Origin of the sequence: Selenomonas dianae, from assembly GCF_030644225.1 — a bacterium.
In the GTDB taxonomy this organism is placed as follows: Bacteria; Bacillota; Negativicutes; order Selenomonadales; family Selenomonadaceae; genus Centipeda; species Centipeda dianae.
The window spans coordinates 1590339-1606784 of sequence record NZ_CP128650.1 but is presented as its reverse complement, the minus strand read 5'-3'; the positions used below and the strand labels follow the sequence as shown (position 1 = coordinate 1606784).

At 57.5% G+C, this 16446-nt stretch carries 13 protein-coding genes; 6 read left to right on the top strand and 7 right to left on the bottom strand.

Translation table 11 applies throughout. From position 1 onward, the window contains the following. Positions 1-4 precede the first annotated feature (4 nt). From nuoL to QU667_RS07910, 3 genes are read left to right on the top strand one after another with little or no spacing between them, the layout of a single operon-like run. The gene (gene nuoL, locus QU667_RS07920) at positions 5-1906 is read left to right on the top strand and encodes an NADH-quinone oxidoreductase subunit L (protein WP_304986664.1); all 1902 of its coding nucleotides are present in this window, start codon (positions 5-7) and stop codon (positions 1904-1906) included. Beyond that, positions 1903-3435 carry a complex I subunit 4 family protein gene (locus QU667_RS07915; protein ID WP_304986663.1) on the top strand — a complete coding sequence of 511 codons (1533 nt, stop codon included), beginning with the start codon at positions 1903-1905 and terminating at the stop codon, positions 3433-3435. The genes nuoL and QU667_RS07915 overlap by 4 nt, the downstream gene beginning before the upstream one ends. After that, positions 3435-4889, top strand: a complete 1455-nt coding sequence (locus tag QU667_RS07910) for an NADH-quinone oxidoreductase subunit N (RefSeq protein ID WP_304986662.1) — start codon at positions 3435-3437, stop codon at positions 4887-4889. The genes QU667_RS07915 and QU667_RS07910 overlap by 1 nt, the downstream gene beginning before the upstream one ends. 64 nt (positions 4890-4953) lie before the next feature. Here QU667_RS07910 and QU667_RS07905 read toward each other — a convergent pair whose 3' ends face one another. The 7 genes from QU667_RS07905 to QU667_RS07875 all read right to left on the bottom strand — a co-directional run bounded on the left by QU667_RS07905 (position 4954) and on the right by QU667_RS07875 (position 13684). After that, entirely contained in the window at positions 4954-5613 is a 660-nt protein-coding gene (locus QU667_RS07905) for a hypothetical protein (protein WP_304986661.1), read from the bottom strand. Between the two features lie 186 nt (positions 5614-5799). Continuing rightward, positions 5800-6516, bottom strand: a complete 717-nt coding sequence (locus QU667_RS07900; protein ID WP_304986660.1) for a tetratricopeptide repeat protein — start codon at positions 6514-6516, stop codon at positions 5800-5802. Continuing rightward, a complete protein-coding gene (locus tag QU667_RS07895) occupies positions 6513-8126 on the bottom strand; it encodes an amino acid ABC transporter ATP-binding/permease protein (protein ID WP_304988433.1) in 1614 nt (537 codons plus the stop codon). Before QU667_RS07895 ends, QU667_RS07900 begins: the two co-directional genes overlap by 4 nt. After that, positions 8123-9769 (bottom strand): thiol reductant ABC exporter subunit CydD, encoded by a 1647-nt coding sequence (gene cydD, locus QU667_RS07890; RefSeq protein WP_304986659.1) that lies wholly within the window; start codon positions 9767-9769, stop codon positions 8123-8125. The genes QU667_RS07895 and cydD overlap by 4 nt, the downstream gene beginning before the upstream one ends. A 5-nt stretch (positions 9770-9774) precedes the next feature. Next, positions 9775-10791: a cytochrome d ubiquinol oxidase subunit II gene (cydB, locus tag QU667_RS07885; RefSeq protein ID WP_304986658.1), complete on the bottom strand. Its 1017-nt coding sequence runs from the start codon at positions 10789-10791 to the stop codon at positions 9775-9777. A 2-nt stretch (positions 10792-10793) separates the two neighbouring features. Further along, positions 10794-12164 (bottom strand): cytochrome ubiquinol oxidase subunit I, encoded by a 1371-nt coding sequence (locus QU667_RS07880; protein WP_304986657.1) that lies wholly within the window; start codon positions 12162-12164, stop codon positions 10794-10796. Positions 12165-12325: 161 nt separating this feature from the next. After that, positions 12326-13684, bottom strand: coding sequence for an HAD-IC family P-type ATPase (locus tag QU667_RS07875; protein WP_304986656.1), 1359 nt, complete (start codon positions 13682-13684; stop codon positions 12326-12328). Between the two features lie 148 nt (positions 13685-13832). Here QU667_RS07875 and QU667_RS07870 point away from each other — a divergent pair, with 148 nt between their 5' ends. From QU667_RS07870 to QU667_RS07855, 3 genes are all read left to right on the top strand, one after another. After that, a complete protein-coding gene (locus tag QU667_RS07870; RefSeq protein ID WP_304988466.1) occupies positions 13833-14279 on the top strand; it encodes an MDR/zinc-dependent alcohol dehydrogenase-like family protein in 447 nt (148 codons plus the stop codon). 175 nt (positions 14280-14454) lie between these two features. Then, positions 14455-14610: a zinc-binding dehydrogenase gene (locus QU667_RS07860; protein ID WP_304986655.1), complete on the top strand. Its 156-nt coding sequence runs from the start codon at positions 14455-14457 to the stop codon at positions 14608-14610. A gap of 107 nt (positions 14611-14717) precedes the next feature. Beyond that, a complete protein-coding gene (locus tag QU667_RS07855; RefSeq protein ID WP_304986654.1) occupies positions 14718-16259 on the top strand; it encodes an ABC transporter permease/substrate-binding protein in 1542 nt (513 codons plus the stop codon). Positions 16260-16446: the final 187 nt, after the last annotated feature.

The window sequence follows — 16446 nt, the reverse complement described above, 5'->3', positions numbered from 1 at the left end:
CGATATGTTTACATTTGCACTGACGCATGCCTATCTGATCCCGCTCTTCCCCGCGCTGGCATTTCTCATCATCGGACCGTTCACGCGGCAGGAGAAGAATCTCTCCGCAGCGATTGCGATTACGATGATGTCGCTCGCGTTTGCGTTCTCCGTCTTTGTCGCGCTCGCCACCGTGAACTATCAAATCACGATGAACGATCCCTATGTGATGAAGGCACTCTGGGCGCAGATCGGCGATGTGAAGCTGACAATGGGTGTGCTCATCGACCCGCTCGCGGCGATGATGCTCGTCATTGTGACGCTGGTTTCGCTGCTGGTCTACATCTACTCCGTGAGCTACATGGAGCACGACGAGGGGATGGGGCGTTTCTTCGCGTTCATCTCGCTGTTCTCGGCATCCATGCTCGGGCTTGTCGTCTCGGTCAACTTCCTCCAACTCTACGTGTTCTGGGAGGGGGTCGGTCTCTGTTCCTACCTGCTGATCGGGTTCTACTACCACAAGGTATCGGCGCGTGAGGCGGCGAAAAAGGCGTTCATCACAACGCGCATCGGTGACTTTGGGATGCTGGTCGGCATCCTGCTCGTGCAGATGGTGTTTGGGACGATGGACTTCATCGAGCTGCGTATGCTCGTACCGCCGTACGTCCTTGCTGCGGGCACGGGCTTCCTGACCGTCATCGGCCTGCTGCTCTTTATGGGGCCGATCGGTAAATCCGGTCAGTTCCCACTCCATGTCTGGCTGCTCGACGCGATGGAAGGGCCTACACCCACATCGGCGCTCATCCATGCGGCGACGATGGTCGCGGCGGGTGTCTATCTCGTCGCGCGCGCGTTCTTTATCTTCAGTGAATCTCCCTTCGTCATGGACTTTATTGCGGGGCTCGGCGCATTCACGGCACTCTTTGCCGCGATCATCGCCGTGACGCAGCGCAAGTTCAAGTCGGTGCTCGCGTACTCGACGATCAGTCAGCTCGGCTATATGATGCTCGCGGTCGGCGTTGGCGCGTTCTCCGCGTCCATGTTCCACCTCATGACGCACGCCTTTTTCAAGGCGATGCTCTTCCTCTGTGCGGGTGCTGTCATGCACGCACTGCACGATGAGACAGACATCACGAAGATGGGCGGCCTCTGGCGGAAGATGCCGCTGACGTTCGCAGCAATGCTCGTCGGCGTGCTCGCCATTTCGGGGATTCCGCCGTTCTCGGGCTTCTTCTCAAAGGATGAGATCCTCGCGGCGGTCATGCACGCAAGTACGCCGCTCTATGTGATGGCGACGTTTACCTCGTTCCTCACGGCGTTCTACATGGCGCGTCTGCTCATCATCGCATTTCTCGGTGAGAGCCGCAGTCCGCACGAGGCGCATGAGGTCGACGCATTCATGCGCTGGCCGATGATTATGCTCATCCTGCTCACCATTGTGAGCGGCGCGTGGGGGTATTTTGGCGGGTTCTCCGTCTGGATCAACGAAGGCGTTCCGCATCATGAGGCGATTGACTGGACGGTTGCGGGAACGAGTACCGTGCTGGCTCTCATCGCCTTTGCCGCCGCCTATCAGATCTACGGACGGCACAGCCTGCGGTCGGCGATGCAGGCACGGAGCTTCGGCTTCCTGTACCGTGTTGTTTACCACAAGTTCTACATCGATGAACTTTACGGGTACTTCCGTGAGCGTCTCGTCTACGGCACGGCACTGATCCTGAAATGGGTCGATGAAAAAATCTTCGACAACATCATGATCGGCTTGGGGGCGTACGCGCTCGCAACGAGCGACCTCCTCACGGAGTCCGCGAACGGTCAGGCACAGCGGTACGTTGTCGTGTTCTATACGGGCGTTCTGATTCTTCTGTGTTATGCCCTCTACTGGGCGGTTCAGATCATCGCCTACTGGGGAGGTGCTTTCCGATGATGACATTTCCGATTCTCTCGGTCATCCTCCTGACCCCGCTCGTGGCGGCGCTCATCATTGCGCTGCTGCCGGGACGGCTGCACGATACGATCCGTCAGCTCTCGGCGTTTGCGATGATGGTCGCAACCATCCTCACGCTCTTTGTCTATGCGGACTATGATATGGCGCGCGGCGGGATGCAGTACACGGAGTACATCTCGTGGATCACAGATCTCGGCGTTGCATATTCGCTCGGCGTTGACGGCATCTCACTGCCCATGCTGCTTCTCTCAAGTGTTGTGGGGCTTGCCGCAATCTACAGCTCGTGGAATATAGAGAAGCGTGTGAAGGAGTATTTCGTGCTCCTCCTCATCGTCATTGCGGGCGTGTCGGGGGCATTCCTCGTGCGCGACCTCTTCTTCTTCCTCGTGCTCTGCGAGATGGTCGTCATTCCTGCGTATCTTATGGTGCTCATCTGGGGCTCGTCGGAGCGTGTCACCAAGGAGCACGCGGCAATGAAGATGACCATATTTCTGCTCGTTGGCTCGGCATTTATGCTGCTCGGTGTGCTCCTCCTGTATGTGAGCGCGTACGAGTCGGGGATGCGTACGTTTGACTTCGAGGCACTTGCCGCCGCCGCACTCACGGGGCATATCTCGTGGGAGGTACAGATCACGGCATTCTTCCTATTGCTCGTCGGGTTCGGCTCGCATCTCTCGATGTTCCCGTTTCACATCTGGTCGCCCGACGGCTATGCGGGCGCACCGACGGCAATCTCGATGATTAACGCGGGCGTGCTGAAAAAGATCGGGGGCTATGCGCTCATCCGCATCGGCTTCTTCATTCTGCCGCTCGGCGCAAAGTTCTGGGCTCCCCTGATCGCCGTGCTCGCGATGATCAACGTCATTTATGCGTCCTACATTGCGCTCGCGCAGCGCGACATCAAGTACATGATTGCGTATTCCTCGGTTTCCCATATGGGCTACGTCCTGCTCGGCTTTGCGGCTCTGAACGTCGTGAGTGTGAGCGGTGCGGTCGCCTACATGGTGGCGCACGGCGTCATGCTCGCGCTCTTCTTCTCGCAGGTCGGCTACGTCTACGAGAAGACGGAACTGCGCAGCGTCGGCGACCTCTGGGGGCTCGCACATCATATGCCGCACATCACGGTCGGCTTTATGCTCGCGGGTCTGTGTTCGCTCGGGCTGCCGGGGCTGATCGGCTTCATCCCCGAGTTCACAATCTTTGTCGGCATCATCGAGGTCTATCCCGTGATTGCCGTGATTGCCGTTTCGGGCATCATCTTCACGGCGTTCTATGTGCTGCGTATGCTCGCACGCGTGCTTTTCGGACCGCGGGTTGAGCGGTTTGCAAAATTCCCCGATGAGCGCAAGATCGATGTTGTTCCGCTCGTCGTACTCGGCGTGTTCCTCGTCGGCTTTGGCGTGTTCCCCGGACTGCTCATGAATGTGGTGGATACGGGGGTTGCCCCGCTTGCGCCGCTCTTTGAGCTGATTCAGGATGCGCCGACAATCATAGGAGGTGGGCACTGATGGTGCAAGCGATGAATTTTGCCGCGATCTCCGTGGAGATCGGGATCGCTGTGTTGATGGTGGTGGTGCTCATCACCGATCTCGTCCTCAAAAAGGACGCACCGCGCTGCCCCGTGGTCTGGCTGACCGTGGCAGGGCTTCTCGGTGTGCTCGCACTCGCTGTGGGCATGTATCCGCCCGACGGTGGAGCGACGGCGTTCTATGCGGGGCTTTACATCGTCGACGGCTACTCCGTGTTCTTCAAGATTCTCTTCATCATCGGGATTCTCTCGACCGTGATCTTTGCGGCGGACTACGTGGAGCAGACACTCAGGCACAAGGGGGAGTTCTATCTGCTCCTCCTCTCGGCGCTGCTCGGCATGTGCGTCCTCGCTTCGGCGAACGATCTCATGACGGCGTTCGTCGGGCTTGAGCTGATGACGATTTCGTTCTACGCGCTCGTCGCCATCCGTACGGATTCGCCGCTCTCGGCGGAGGCGGGCATCAAGTATCTCGTCTTTGGATCCGGTTCGACGGCGGTACTGCTCTACGGCATGAGCCTCGTCTACGGCATGACGGGGACGATGGTGTTCCAGAACATCGCGCAGGGGCTTGGGCTCGTGTTCTCGCTCGGGCTGATTGGCGTGGTCTTTATCCTCGCGGGCTTCTTCTTCAAGCTCTCGATTATCCCGTTCCATCTCTGGGCACCGGATGTATATGAAGGCGCACCCGCACCCGTGACGGCACTTCTTGCGATGTGCTCGAAGGCGGCGGGCATTGCGATCCTGCTGCGTGTGCTCTTTGTGGCATTCCCGTTCCTCTCGGCGTACTGGGCGCATCTGCTCGCCGTGTTTGCAGGCGTTTCGATGGTCGGCGGAAATCTCATGGCATTCCGCCAGACGAATATCAAGCGCATGCTTGCGTATTCGTCGATTGCACAGGCGGGCTACATGATGACGGCGATGGTCGCGACGAATGCGGCGGGCATCAAGGCGGTACTCTTCTATGCGATGGTCTACGTCTTTGCCAATGTCGGCGCGTTTGTCACGGTGTCCTACCTTGAGATGAAGCGCGGCGGCGCGGACTTTACGAGTGTGCGCGGACTTGCGAAGGACTCGCTGCTGCCGGCTGGCATCCTGATGGTCGCCCTGCTCACGATGGCGGGCATCCCGCCGACAGCGGGATTCGTCGGGAAAATCTACATTTTCTCGGCGGCGATTGATGCGGGCTATCTCTGGCTCGCGGGGGTCGGTTTCGTTATGTCGATGATGTCCGTCTACTACTATCTGCTCGTCATCAAGGAGATGTTCCGCGATGTCGGGGAGGGGGAGAAGTGGACAGCGGAGCATCTGCGTCTGCCACTCCCCGCAAGCGCGATGGGGGTTATCACCGTTCTGTTTACGCTGATTATCGGTGTTTGGGCAGAGCCGCTCTCAATCTTCAGTAATATTGCGGTCTATACATTTATGAGATAGGATCCAATCAAAAACGCCCGACGAAATTCGTCGGGCGTTTTTGTGCGGTGTGAAACGGTTGCTCTTATATACTACCGTTTAGCATCGAGTCGTCTCCGCCTTTGAAGAGCATATACTTGGCGAGGTCTTCTTGGAACTTAGTGAGATCGGTGGGCATCCATTTCCCCGTGTCCTTATCCTTCTTGACCTCGACCTCGAAGGACTGCTGTCCCGCGATTTTGGCATTCTTTATTTCGTCGGCAAGGCGCTGCATGACCATATCACCGAGCTTGTCAAGCGCTGACAAATCGTCCTGATCCATCATCTTCTCCATCTCGGTCTGTATCGCAGTCGTTATCGTTACCAGAACCGTATTGAGTTCGATGTAATCGGTCGTCAATTTGACCTTCGCAGAACTATCCGTCTTTGATACGACCTCGGTCTTAAACTTCAGCTCCTTGAGCTTGTCCCCCATGGTTTTTTTGGCGTTGTCGATTCCTTCCTTACTTGCATCGATTCCCTTGCCCATTTCCTGCATAAAAAGCTCGTTTATGGGCTTGGCCATATCTCCGGTCAGTTTGAACTCCTTGGCAGCCGCAGCATCGCCGTGTCCGATCGCCTCCGCGAGGCTCTTGACATCGGCATCCGGATCACTGCCGCCGCAGCCCGTGAGCGCAAGGGTGGAGAACAGAGCGAGACATAGGGCGAGCAAGAGCTTGCTCATGGTTGACGTGTAGGTTTTCATCGTCGTTCCTCCTTTTTCGTGAGAAAAATACCAAAACCTAATCAATCAGCCTTTCTGCATATTCTTCAGAAAGCTCATCTCTATTCTACCACAATAAGAAGGAAATTGTACTGTCATAAATGACAGGTTTTACGAAAAAATTTGAAAATTTTTTCGTAGTTTTCTATGGAAGTTATCACTGCTTCCCTATATATCCCAATGCAGCTGTTCGGGATTCGGTGTCGCGCGGTCGATCTCGCGCAGGATCCACGGGGCGTTTTCATGTGTCGCGGCGAACGCCTCCGCAAGTCCCTGTTCGTAGGCGGGCGGGATCTCCATCGCGTGAATCGCCATGTGCATATAGTCCTTCGCGATGAGGACGACGCCGCGCTCGGCGGCGAGATGTGCCTTGAAGCGGTAACCGTAGTAGAGATAGGAGTTGTGGGGAACGGCATCCTCAAGTCCGCTAAAGGCGGCAATGCGCTCATCCGCCTCTGCCTCCGCTTCCTCGGTCATGCGCAGCTTGTGCATGAGATTCCAACGATCCGCCCAGAGTTCGCCGCGCAGGATGTACTTGTAGAGGAAGTCCGTGGACTCGGCGCACTCAATTGCGAGGTTGATGTGCTCAAGCGCGGCTTCCTGCGTCGCCTTGTCCGACGCTTCGAGGGCGCTCAGTCCCTGCATAGCGTAGACCTTTTCCTCCACGTCCTGCGCGAGTTCCTCGTTTGGCTCTGCGTCGACGACGCTCAGAAAGAGCTCCAAGGCTTCGGCATGGTACTCCTCGGTCTGTGCGAGGAAGTGGGCGAGGCGTGCGCGTGCGTGCCAGTCGTCTGTGCCGCCCGCAAAGAGTTCGTGGGGCGGTGCTGCCGCGCCAAGGCGATCCAAAACAGCGTGGATCAGTTCGTGAAAGCGTTCTTTTGTCATAGTTCTATCACCTGTTTCATACGGTCTAGGAGGGGGAGATCGTGCGTGATGACGATGAGCGTGCCCCCACGTGCGTCGAGTTCCCTCAGCACGGCGGTGATCAATCGCTCTCCGCGTGCGGCATCGAGCCCTGCTGTCGGCTCATCGAGCAGCAAAATCTCCGCCTTTGCGGCAAGGGCAAGTGCGGTGAGCAGACGGCTGCGCTGTCCGCCCGAGAAACGGGCGGCGTTTTCCCCCAGAGGTTCGTCCAGCCCCGCAGGAAGTGCCCGTACCACATCGGCAAGCTGCGCCGTCTCAAGTGCATCCCACATCTGCTGCTCCTCCATGTTCTCGTGGAGACGCAGAAAGTTGTTGCGCGTCGATGTGCTGAACAGATAACTTCCCTGCAGAGAAGCTCCAAAGAGGGCGCGTGAGGCTTCGGTTGAAAGTTCGGTGTGCGGCACTCCCCGATATGAGATTGTACCACTGTCGGGATCCCAGAGGCGCAGCAGAAGGCTTGCAAGCGTGGTCTTGCCCGCGCCGCTCTCGCCGATGAGGGCGGTGTGCTGTCCGCGTCGAATCGTAAAGGAGAGTTCGCGCAGGATTGGAATGCCGTCATGGTAGGCAAAGGCGAGATGCTCCACCGCAATCAGCGGGGCATCCTCCTGCCACGCAGGAGAAGATGCTGACAAAGTTTTTTCAGAGAGATGTTCCTCTGCCGGCAGGATCGTCTCAGCCGCCCGTATTGCTTCCACTGTGCCGAGGCTTGCAGCGGGAAGGGGGCGGTACTCGCTGAGTACAGCTTCGAGGATGAGCACCCAGACGGCGTACTGCACACCCGTCAGCGTTCCGTCCGCAACGTGTGGAAGCAGGAGGAGGATCAGGAGAATCCATACCGATACGCGTAGTGTGTCGAGAAGGGTGAACAGCTGCTCGCGCTTTGTGCGTTTATGATTCTGTTTCCCTTGAAAATCCTCGGCGGCGCGATTGAGGCGGCATACGGCGGGGGGGAGTGTGCCGGCTGCCGCAAGCTCTGTACGACCGTCGAGCAGATCGAGCAGACTGCCCCGATAGGCGGCGCTCTCTGTGCGCAGATCCGTCTCATGGAGAATGTGCGGCAGGACGAGATGGAGGAGGTAAAGGAGGACGATGGAGAGAATTCCCCACGGGCTGAGCGGTAGGAGCGCTGCGCAGGTAAGGGCGGTGAGCATCCCTGCGATCAGCGGCTGCGGAACGGTGCGCAGATAGAAGTCACGCAGGGTTTCGCAGCCTGTGAGGAGATCGTGCAGGAACGCGCCTTCGCGGACATTGCCCTCCCGCATGGGAATCGCCGCAGCGGAGCGGCGATAGGTCGCCTGTTGCAAGTCCTCGTAGCACGCGAATGCAAGGCGATGGGAGAGCAGACGGTCGAGATAGCGGAAGACGGCACGCCCGATGCCGCACGCGCGTACCATTGTAATCGCAAGCGCGAGCGCAGAGAGAGGCGGCTGCAGTGCCGCGCTCGCGATGATCCATGCAGCCGTACCGATGAGCGCAATGCCCGAGGCAGCTGCGAGCACACCCGCAAAGAGCGCGGGCAGTGCCTTGCTCGGTGCCGCAATGGAGAGCAGACGAAAGAGTGTCCCGGTTATATCTCTCCACCTCCCAATGTAATAACGTGATCCGCCCACGTGATGAGGGCGGGGCGATGTGATGTCAGAATCAGCGTGCGGTGATGTGCGAATCGCGTGAGTGCGTCGATGACAAGGGCTTCTGTATCCCCGTCAAGTCCTGCCGTGATTTCGTCGAGGAGGACAATGGGACGGTTTTGGAAAAACGCGCGTGCAAGACCGAGGCGGTGACGCTGACCCGCAGAGAGTGGATGTCCGCCCTGTCCGAGCGGTGTCTGCAAGCCATCGGGAAGGGTACGCAGAAAGTCTCCGAGCGCCGCCGCCTCAAGTGCCGCCGTCACGGCTCCGTCCGTGGCGTTTGGAAGCCACAGACGGACGTTCTCGGCAAGGGTTGCCGTAAAGATATGCGGCTCCTGCGGAACGTAGGTGATGAGATGTGCGCGCGTTGTTTCCGATAGATGCGCAAGGTCAAACATATTCGCGTTTCCCGCACCGTCCGCGAGCAGGATGCTTCCCTCCGTCGGTGCAATCTGTCCCGCGAGCAGGAGCAGCAGCGTCGATTTGCCGATGCCGCTCGCACCCGCAAGTACGGTGGATTTTCCCGCAGGGAAGGAGAGGTTCAGATTTGCCAACACCGTTTCCTCGGTCAGCGGATAGCGATAGGACAGGTTTTCCGTACGTACGGCGGGCGGCGAGAGGATTTGACTGCGCGTACCGTCGGCGGGAGGAGGAAGATCCACATAGGGAAGGAGTGCCGCCTCCGCCGTCTTTGCGTCCATCGCCGCGTGGAATGCAATGCCGCCCTCGCGCAGTGGCTGATAGAATGCAGGGGCAAGGATAAGCACAAAGAATGCTGTCCGAAACTCCATCATGCCGTCCAAGAGGCGCAGACCGATGGAGACGGCAATCAGCGCAATCGAGAGTGTGGTAATCAGCTCAAGTGCGAACGCAGAAACAAAGGCAAGGCGCAGGACGGAGAGGGATGCCTCGGCGAAGCTGTGGCTCATATGCGTGAGATGAGCCCCCTCGGCATCAATGCGGCGAAAGACCTTGAGCGTCATCGCCGCGCGGACAAGTTCCGCAAATCCGTCCGTGAGCACCTGCATCTTGTCCCACTGACGCTCGCTCGCACGGCGTGTCGCCTTTCCGATGAGGAAGAGCAGGAACGGCGCGATCGGCAGTGTCACGAGAAAGAGCAGGGCGGAGAGCGGGTCTGCAATCAATGTCACAATGAGTATGAGCGGGATGATTACAGCACCCGCAATCATTGTGGGCAGAACCGTATGAAAAAATGGATCGAGAGCGTCCACACGCTCAAGGGTGAGCGTCAGCGCTCCCTCAAAAGAGCGTCCGGAGAGCAGCATAGCCTTGTGGAGCGCCGCCCGTGCAGAGAGGCGGATGCGGTCGGAGAGGCGTGCCTCTATGCGCCCCTTCGGCAGACGCAGGAGCGCCATCGAGAGGACGCACAAAAACAGCATCAGAAGATCTGATGCTGTTTCGGCAAGTCCGCCATGCTCCATGAATGCCGCATTCACAATCGTAGCTGTTTCCCATGCCGCTGCAATGACGAGCCCTCCGTGAAGGAGCTCAATCGCTATGCGTGTGAGAAGCATATTTCGTTCCGATTGGAGTGCAGAGCGTAGAATGGACTTCTTTTTCTTCATTGTTGTCAGTATGCTTGATGTTCCGCATCGTTTGGTGAGATACGCTTGCGGAAGACGTAGTAGGTCCAAATCTGATAGGCAAGGACAACGGGCACGAGGATTGCCGCCGCAATCGTCATGATGGAGAGCGTGTACTCCGTCGAGGATGCGTTGTAGATCGTGAGGCTCCATCCGGAGTTGAGGCTTGAAACCATGAGACGCGGGAAGAGTCCTGCGAAGAAGCCGATCGTCGTTCCGACAATCGCAAGACCGCCGAGGACAAACGCGGAGGTCTGAGCACCCTTATACATTGCGCCAAGCCCTGCTACAAACGCTGCTGCCGAGAAGACGAGTGCGCCTGTGGCAAGCGGGCTGGCATAGAGATCCGTCTCCACATAGGTGAGGATCATGCAGAGCACGTAGAGAAGTGCCGCAGCGACACCGAACTTCAGACCGAGCACGCGTGCGCGGTCGAGGAGGTAGGTGCTCGTGAGGCGCAGGCGCAGGAATGCCGCGCCATGGAAGGCAAAGACTGTGACAAAGGTCAGACCGCCGATCACCGTGTAGGGGGTCAGAAGACCAAAGAAATTGCCCTGATAAATCTTGTCTGCGCCGATGGGCAGACCTGCAATCAGATTCGTAACGGCAACGCCCCAAAGGAATGCAGGGACGATACTGCCGAACGCAATCGCGCATGACCAACGGCGCTGCCATGCGGCATCCTCGCGGTGATGGCGGAACTCGAACGCGACACCGCGCAGGATGAGCGCGATGAGCATGAGAAAGAGCGCGAGGTAGAACGTGCTGAACATCGTTGCATACATATGCGGGAACGCCGCAAAGGTGGCACCGCCCGCCGTGATCATCCAGACCTCGTTGCCGTCCCAGACAGGTCCGATCGTACGGATGATCTGGGAACGGTCACTCTCTTTGTCCGAGAGAAGCGTGAGAAGCGTGCCGACACCGTAGTCAAATCCCTCCAGGAAGAAGAATCCCGTAAAGAGGACGACGATGAGCACGAACCAGAGAATATTGTAGTCCATTCTTACTTCCCTCCTTCGATGGCAGGTGTGATCTGCGTGCGGCGGATGAAGCGGAAGGCAAGGTAGAGCGCCGTGATCAGGAGCAGCAGATAGACCACCGTAAAGCCGACCATGCTAATCATGATCTCAGCAGAGGTGAGATTTGGCGATACGCCGTCCATCGTCTTTTGGAGTCCGACCACAAGCCACGGCTGACGCCCCATCTCTGCGACAATCCAGCCGCAGGAGTTTGCGATAAAGGGGACGACCACGAGCCACGGGAGCGCACGCAGGAGCGGCTTTCCGGACAACAGCTTGTCCTTTTTCGCCAGATAGAACACGACGAACGAAACGAGCACCATGAAGAACCCTGCGCCGACCATTGCACGGAACGCATAGAACAGCATGGTGACGTGCGGGCGGTAGTCGCCCTCGCCGTACTTCTGCACGGCCTCTTTTTGGAGATCGTTGATGCCGCGCACCTCGCCCTTGATGTTGTCATGCACCATGATCGTGAACATATAGGGGATTGTGATCTCGAAATCGTTCTTGCCCTTCTCCATGTTCGGATAGGCGAGCACGGCGAACGGTGCGGGATCCTCCGTCTCCCAGAGCGCCTCCATCGCCGCGAGCTTCATCGGACTCGCCTGTGCAAGGTACTGCGTGTGCAGGTGACCGCTGGCGATGACACCGACAACACCGACCATCGTGTAGAGTGCGCCCGCCTTGAGCGTCTGCGTGAACGCATAACGCGACTCCTCATCGTGGAGCAGCTTCCATGCCGACACTGCCATGACGACAAAGCCCGCTGTCGTGATGCCCGCAAAGAGCGTGTGCGACTGCTCGCCGAGGATGTAGTGGTTCGTGATGAGTTCAAAGAAGTTTGCCATCTCCGCGCGTCCATTGGCGATCGTGTAGCCGACGGGGTGCTGCATGAAAGAGTTGGCGACGAGAATCCAGAACGCCGACAGGTTGCTGCCGAGCGCAACGAGCCAGATACAGGCGAGATGCGCCTTTTCGGACAGCTTGTCCCAGCCGAACATCCAGATGCCGAGGAACGTTGACTCAAGGAAGAACGCAGTCAGTGCCTCAAGCGCCAGAGGTGCGCCGAAGATGTCGCCCATGAAGCGTGCGTACTCCGACCAGTTCATGCCGAAGTGGAACTCCTGAACGATACCTGTGACAACACCCATCGCAAAGTTGATGAGAAAGAGCGTGCCGAAGAAATTGACGAGCTTCCGGCAGGTTTTCTTCCACTCCGGCCTCTTCGTCTTCACGTAACACGTCTCAAGCAGTGCGACGAAGATCGCCATGCCGAGAGTGACGGGGACGAAGAGAAAGTGATAGATGGTGGTGATTGCAAACTGCCATCGTGACAGCAGCACTTCTTCCATTTCTAAATCCCTCCTAAAATAAAAACCATGATAACATCACCGTGGCTGTCACATATTTTTTGTGACAAAAGCCCCCTGATTTGGTGAATTATATCACAGGTCGAAAAGCAATACAAGATAAATGAATATTTTAATTATTTAGGAATAAGTATTCGTTAGTGCTATTCTCGAAACGCATTTGCAATCAGCATCACGAGGAGGAGTACCAGTGCTCCCGTGACAAAAGGATAGGGGAGAGGAACGCCGCCATAGAACTCGAATGCGCCTGCTGCGGCAGGAACAAACAGCAACAGAAAAAGGATCCCGAGCCAACGGTTCTGCTTCGCACGCGTGCGTGCAGCGTTGCATGTGTCCCAGAGGGAAACGAGACTCGGAAGTCCTGCGGCATCGAGGGTGATGTCCGGCACGAAATTCGCGGATCGTCCCTGATTGCGCAGTGCCTGTGATTCGAAGTAGGCAGCATCCTCCGGGGGCATGAGCGGCTCGATGGAGGGCGCATCTTCGGTGCTGTCCGGCCCGCGCAGGAGTTCCTCGTGCAGCGGATCGTGCGGCATCTCGTCCGCTTCGTCTGCGGGTGGCTTCTCGTAGGCGGATGGACAGCCGATGCTGATGTCTGCCGCACGCATGGCAGCTTGATCTGCCGTTGGATCGCCTACCATTGCGACAACTGCGCCGCGCGATTGGAGCAGCCGTATTTCGCGTGCCTTGTCCACGCCCGTGAGATCGGAGCGCACTTCGCTGATGCGCAGCTCCTTGCCCGTCGCGTTTGCGAGACGTTTCGTCTCGCCCGTGAGGAGAATGAGGCTGAGCCCGCGCTCCTTGAGTGCGTTCAGGGCGCGCCGCACCTCGGCGCGCACATCGTCGCGGACGGCGATGATGCCGCGCGCGTACTTGCTTGAGCTGACGAAGAGCGGCGTTTGTCCGCTCGTGGCGAGCTGATCGGCACGTGTGAGAAGTGCCGCACTGATTTCAATGTTTTCTTCCTGTAGCCATTCCTTTTTTCCAACGCGTACGGGTGTGCGTGCGATCAGTGCCTCCACGCCGAAGCTCTCCGTTTCACGTGCGGCAGAGTGACGCTGTAGATGCAGACCGCGCTGGACGGCGGTATCGTAGAGCGCGTGCGCATAGGGATGCGTCGCCTCACGCTCGGCACTCGCGGCAAGCGCGAGGAGTGAGCCCTGTGTCATGCCCTCGGGGATGAGCGCGGAGATGAAGACATTGCCCTCCGTGAGCGTGCCGTTGCGGTTGAATGCAACCGTGTCCACCTGCAACAGTTCAGTCAACGCGCCCATGCGGCTGCAGGTGATGGCAGTGTCCCGCAGCCGGCGTTTGATCCTGAGGGCGATGAGCCGGCGGGAAACCATGAACGGAAGCGGCGAGGCGGCGAGGAATACGCCTAGGAAGATTTCGGACGCTGTTTGCGGCGAGGAATCTCCCGCTATGTACCAATATCCGGCGACAGCCGTCGCGAGAATGACACTGGCGATGAAATGGGAAAATGTGGAGAAAAATTTCTTCAAGGACGCTCAACTCCTGCGTGGTTAGTTCATACAGGGGCATTATAGCATAGGCGGCGGGCTGTGACAAATCCATTCGCGCCTCCTTGCCATTTGCAGTGAGAAAATAGTAGTATTGAAGAAAATGATTTATGCTTGGGAGGAAACAAAAATGAAAGCAGTTGTTGTATATGAGCCCGGCGGACCGGAGGCTCTCGTCTATACCGATGTGCCGCGCCCAATGGTCAAGGATGGATGGTCTCTTGTGCGTGTGCGCGGCGGAGCAAGTGGTGTCGGCATCGCATTTCTGCGTCTCCTGCGTGCACAGTTTCCTCAGATGCGCATCGTTGGGACGACACGGCGCGCGGAGATGGGAGAGCAGCTGCACGTGGCAGGATACAGCGATGTTGTGACCGAGACGAACGGGACACTCGATACCGAGGAGCAATATGACCGTATCCTTGATCTGGTCGGACCCGCTGCCATCAAAGACAGCATGCAGCATCTCAGGTGCGGCGGTGTCCTGTGCAGTACGGGGCAGCTCGGCGGGAAGTGGTTCCTTGAGGAATTCGACCCCATCGTCGATCTTGCGGAGGATGCATACCTTAGGAAGCACTGATAAATTCAGCCGCGCCATCTTAGCGTATCTTTTTTGCCCGCTTTTTGTCGGCAAATCCTCCACATAGCTTTGGCTATGCGTCCGGTTTGCCTCCTCAATCGGACAGAAAAATCTACGCCAATCTGACGGACTTCATTTTATCAGCGATTCCCTTACGTCCTTTTATTCGGGAAATGTGCGTGAGGAACGTCTGCGTGAACTGTTTGCGTATGTTGAAAACTATCGTGTTCGCGTGCAGCCGGAGCGCGTCTTTTCCCTCTCGGAGACGGCGGAGGCACATCGCTGGCTTGAAGGACAAAATGGATTTGGCAAAGCGGTTGTTCTCGTATAGGAAACGAATCGCTTTCTACTGTTATGGAAGATTTTCTTGTGTGCACATCGTTTCTATGGTATAATCCAGTTGTTGTGATAATATAAATTACATTTTGGAGATGCGACATGGAGCTATTGCACGCAGTTTTTTCCATCTTTTCAGAACGCAGTGCGTTCTTTGTACAGCTTTTGGTTGAGCATCTGTGGATCTCGGGGGCGGCAATCGGCATCGCTGTCGTGCTCGGCGGAGCGGCGGGCATCCTCATTCATCGTTATGAGCGCGCGGCGGCACCGACGCTTGGCACGGTGAACTTCCTCTATACGATCCCGTCGATTTCGATGCTCGGATTTTTGATTCCGTTTTTCGGCATCGGCAACCGCTCGGCGATCATTGCACTCACGATCTACGCACTCCTGCCGATGGTGCGCGCGACGCATACGGGGCTCGCGCAGATACAGCCCTCGCTTGTGGAGGCGGCAGTCGGCATGGGCGGCTCGGCGTTTCATGTGTTGACGCGCGTTCAGATTCCGCTTGCGATGCCCGTCATCATGTCCGGGATTCGCAATATGGCGACGATGACGATTGCACTTGCCGGCATTGCGTCCTTTATTGGTGCGGGCGGTCTCGGTGTCGCCATCTATCGCGGCATCACGACGAACAACCCCGCGCTCACGATTGCGGGGAGCCTCCTGATCGCCGTGCTTGCGCTCGTGGTGGACGGCGCACTGGGGCAGGTCGAGGCGTGGCTGAAATGCCCCGCACGTATCACAGGAAACGTACGCACTGCCTATGCGGGGGCAGCTGCCGTACTGCTCATTGCCGTGAGCACAGTGACCTACGGCTTCTTCGGCAAGGCGGATGTCGTTCACGTTGCGACAAAGCCAATGACGGAGCAGCTGATTATGGGCGAGATGCTTAAAATGGTCATCGAGCACGATACGGGGCTCGAAGCACGCATCACAGCAGGCGTCGGAGGCGGCACGTCGAACATCCACCCCGGGATGGAGAGCGGCGCATTCGACATTTACCCGGAGTATACGGGAACGGGTTGGAACATGGTGCTCAAGGAGGCGTCAAAATACAGCGAGGAACTGTTTCCGCAGCTGACCGAGGAATATGAGCGGCATTTTGCGATGCGTTGGGTCGGGATGTACGGCTTCAACGATACGTTCGGCATTGCCGTGCGGCGTGAGATTGCGGAGCAGTATGATCTGCACACGTATTCTGACCTGCGCCGCGTCGCACCTCAACTCACCTTTGGTGCGGAGTACGATTTCTTTGAGCGTGCGGATGGTTATCCTACGCTCTGCAAGGCGTATGGGCTGAATTTTGCCCGCACGGTCGACCTTGATATTGGGCTGAAATATCAGGCACTCGCAAACAAGCAAATTGATGTGATGATTGTGTTCACGACAGACGGACAGCTTGCGGCGGCGGATGCGCGTGTGCTCACGGATGATCGGAACTTTTTCCCGTCCTACCGTTGCGGCAACGTTGTGCGTGCCGAGGTATTGGAGCGGCATCCGGAGCTTGTGCCTGTGTTGGAGAAGCTGACGGACAGTATTACGGATGAGGAGATGGCAGCGATGAACTACGCTGTCGAGAGCGAGGGGAAGGAACCGCACGCGGTCGCGGAGGAATTTCTGCGCGGGAAGAGACTGCTTTGAAGCCGTGCCTGTGCACTCCACGCAAACGCCTCGTTACGCAAGTGATCGTGTGCTTATTCGCCTAAATACCTGCGGACTTCTTAAACGCGCTGCGCTTGAACGAAAGAAATCCGCAGGGGGCGAAACGCACACTTTACTCACTTGCTCCACTAGGGTTTGCTTTGGAGTTGCACAGAGCTGTGGATTT